3 protein-coding genes are annotated in these 3,227 nt (G+C 46.9%); all 3 read right to left on the minus strand.

All coding sequences use genetic code 11. The annotated features are described in order from the left end of the window. A partial coding sequence (locus tag HMPREF0106_RS27595; RefSeq protein WP_232286802.1) for a DUF6531 domain-containing protein occupies positions 1-950 on the minus strand: 950 nt, incomplete at its 3' end. Between the two features lie 224 nt (positions 951-1,174). After that, positions 1,175-1,924: a hypothetical protein gene (locus HMPREF0106_RS00520; RefSeq protein ID WP_009041265.1), complete on the minus strand. Its 750-nt coding sequence runs from the start codon at positions 1,922-1,924 to the stop codon at positions 1,175-1,177. Beyond that, a partial coding sequence (locus tag HMPREF0106_RS00515; RefSeq protein ID WP_009041266.1) for an RHS repeat domain-containing protein occupies positions 1,905-3,227 on the minus strand: 1,323 nt, incomplete at its 5' end. The genes HMPREF0106_RS00520 and HMPREF0106_RS00515, both read right to left, overlap by 20 nt.

The raw sequence follows: 3,227 nt of genomic DNA on the forward strand, positions 1-3,227 counted from the left end.
CTGTATGCCTCGTAGCCTTTTTCGGTGCGGCGCAGCGTCATGCGTTCCGTGCGCATGTAGAACTCGCCGCCCGGTGCTATCGGCGGGAAAGCGACGGCACGGCCGTCCTCCATGCGGAGCATCGTCACGCCCTCGTCCTCGAAACTTTCCACCGTGCGGTCATAGCAGCAGTGTACGCCATGGCCCAGCCAGCCCTCGTACTCCGAATCGGAGTACCATGCCCGGCTCCATTCCAGCGGAAGCGGTGACGGGAAGCCGAAGTCCGTGCCCTCGTAAACCACAACTCCGTTAACGAGGTTCACAGGCTCGAAGCCGTTCCTGCACAAGTATGCGCTCAGCTTCTTCGTCGAGGGGAAACGCTTCTGTATGTCGGTATTCTTGAGAACTTTGTGGTTGAATATCTTTAGTGCCTTGCCAAGTCCCTTGCCTCCGAGCTTCATCAGGGAGCTGAACCCTATGCTCGCCGCGAGTCCCGTCAGCATTCCGCCCCAGTCGGGGACATAGGGTCCGCCCACCATGACGGGCTTGCCTGTGGGGACAGGGAGGGAAAAGGAGGTCGGGGCGAAAAGGCTCGGTATGAGCCGTGTCTTTCCGGCCTTGTTCTTGCCTATGCCTGCCGACAGCGGTATGCCCACGTCGTTGCACGTCATTACCATGTGCCCTTTCGGACTCATGCGGCTGCCGTCGCAGAACACGGTCTGCGAGGCGAAGAAGTTCATGCTCTCGTGCCCGATCATCGAAGCCATGGCGAAAGGTCCGGCAAGCGGGATGTGCATCAGGGGGATAATCATGCCGCCCGTGTCCGAGACGCCGCGCTTCAGCCCGTTCACGCTCACGTTCGTGCCGAGGAACGGTATGTAGTCGGCGGGGTCCATCACCATACCTATGTAAGGGTGGATGGGATTGAAGGGGGGAGCTGTCGTCACATGGACGTCAACCCCGACTACCATAGTGATATGACTGTCCGCAAGTAACATTTACTGTATTAAATTATAGCTATTGAATTAGTTCTATTCCAAAGTTTCCATTTTTTCTTTTTTGAAGAATTATGGCAAACAATATAACTGATTAAATTGGTTTTTACAAACTTTATCTATCCATTGTTAATGCAATCCCCAGCATTGTATTCCACCATAATATAAAATAAGATAGCCGAACCATACAGAGCAAAAAACTAAACATTTTCAGAAATAAAGCGACTCAAATCATTTTCAATAAATAAATTAAATGATTTATTTATAATATGTATTTGATTTTTCCCTATATCATGAAAATATACAGAAGGTTCATGAGGTTTGATATATAACTCATCTCCATCACTATTCAACCATAATTCACCAAATTTGACATACTCATCTCGCAATTCTAACATGTTAAAATCAATAAAAACACCTTCCATCTTTAATTGTGAAATACAATAAAAAAATGTAATAACATCACTATGTAATAATTTATAAAAGAATGATGAGGTTAGTTTCTCTTCGGTTAAATTATTTTCCACAACATCCTTTTGCAGTAAGTGTTTTTTTATTACGGCGAACAAGTTTGGGTAAATTTGCTTCAACTTGGTAAATTTCAAGTCAAAATCAATAATATCAACTTTGTCATAGTTCAAGGAGATATCATCTATTTGCTTTCTCCATCCTTCCACATAATTGATTTGTGAATTTTCGTTATAAGATTGATTTATAGATTTTAAGTATTCACGAGCCGCATTTTGAGATATTAGTGTGGCACCTATTAAACCTTGTGACATCTTAGGCTTTATCTTCAAATACCACCGTGATGACAAGAATTGTTTCGCAAACTTTTCATTTTGTTTCCACCAATCAATCCATCCTTCAGGCAGGAATAGTCCTTCTGACAGATGTTTTAGCCCATTTATTATATTATTCGCTTCCATTTCACCAAGAATTTGTTCCATTAATAATTCGTACTAAATTGAAATTATCTCCTAAATTTCTATAAGGATCCATACTCGCATGTCCCCAAGGTGTAACTTCTGTCAAATTCCATGCTTCATTAGCTTTAGAAGAACCTAACCTTTGAGGTAAACTTGTATGATGCAATTCAATAGGAACATCAACAATATTTTTATTTCCCAAAGCATCAGATACTTCAACTTTTATTTTAGGAGCATTTCCTCGTTTCATTAAAGCTAAATTGTTAGGAGAGTATTTTCCTGTTGGATTTAACATCTCATCAGCATATTTCGTTTTCCAATAATTTTTCTTAGCTGTTTTCCAACATTTCAATCCAAATATGTCCACCATATTATTGATATCGTAAACATATCCATAGAGTGTCGGATTATTTCCCTCCAGCCCAATGGGGTCAGAAGAAATATACATCCCCATTTCAGGCGAGTAGTACCTGAACCTGTTGTAATACAGTCCTGTTTCTTCATCCTCGTACTGCCCCTGATATCTGAACGGCACGAGCGTTCGGTCCCCGTGGCATTCCTTCACCTCTCCGTACACATCCAGCAGCATCTCCCAGACAAGTTCTCCCTTGCTGTCGTATGCCTGCGTCGGTGTACCGAGGTAGTCATGCACTATCGTGTAGCGTTCCCCGTCCGTGACCTTCGCCACAGGCGTGAACGACGTTCCGTCATACACCCATGTCACGAGGTTGGCCGGCTTCTCCGTGCCGTCGTATTCCTCGCGCCCGGTCTCGTCCGTGACGAGCTTCGGCCTCTGGGCTTCCTCAATGTCCCATTCGTGCAGCACCACGTTGCCGTCCCAGCCGAAACGGTGCACACTGTCGCCCGTCCTTTTTGACACCCGTCTGCCGAGGGCGTCATAGCCGAACGTGACCGTCCTTCCGTCGGGAGTCCTCACCCCGGCAAGCATACCGTTGGCCTGCCATTTGTAACAGGTGTCGCCTTGCTGCCAATCGGCGAACGGGTCAGTCTCACGGCTGTTGTCCTTGTTGTCGGCATCATCCGCAGAGAACAGCATACCGAGCCATCCCTTCTTTCCGGTATGCCCGTTGTTTTCCGGAACGGACACATCCCTGCGGCTCTTGTGTACGAGATTGCCCTCGCAGTCATAGCGGTAATGGTACTCTCCGTCCCACAGCAGACGTCCGCCACGGTCATACTCGCGTCCCTTGCATCCGTCCTCCCGGTACAGGTTGCCCACCTTGTCGGGGGCACGGAAGACGCTCTCGTGCATGGAGTAGTCGCCCCTGACGAGGTTGCACATCGAGTCGTAGTCGAAGATGAC

The organism is Bacteroides sp. D22 (assembly GCF_000163675.1).
GTDB lineage: Bacteria > Bacteroidota > Bacteroidia > Bacteroidales > Bacteroidaceae > Bacteroides > Bacteroides xylanisolvens.

Bases quoted from the DNA above. Each gene is read 5' to 3' on its own strand.
- HMPREF0106_RS00520 (WP_009041265.1), bottom strand. From the start codon at position 1,924: ATGGAACAAATTCTTGGTGAAATGGAAGCGAATAATATAATAAATGGG.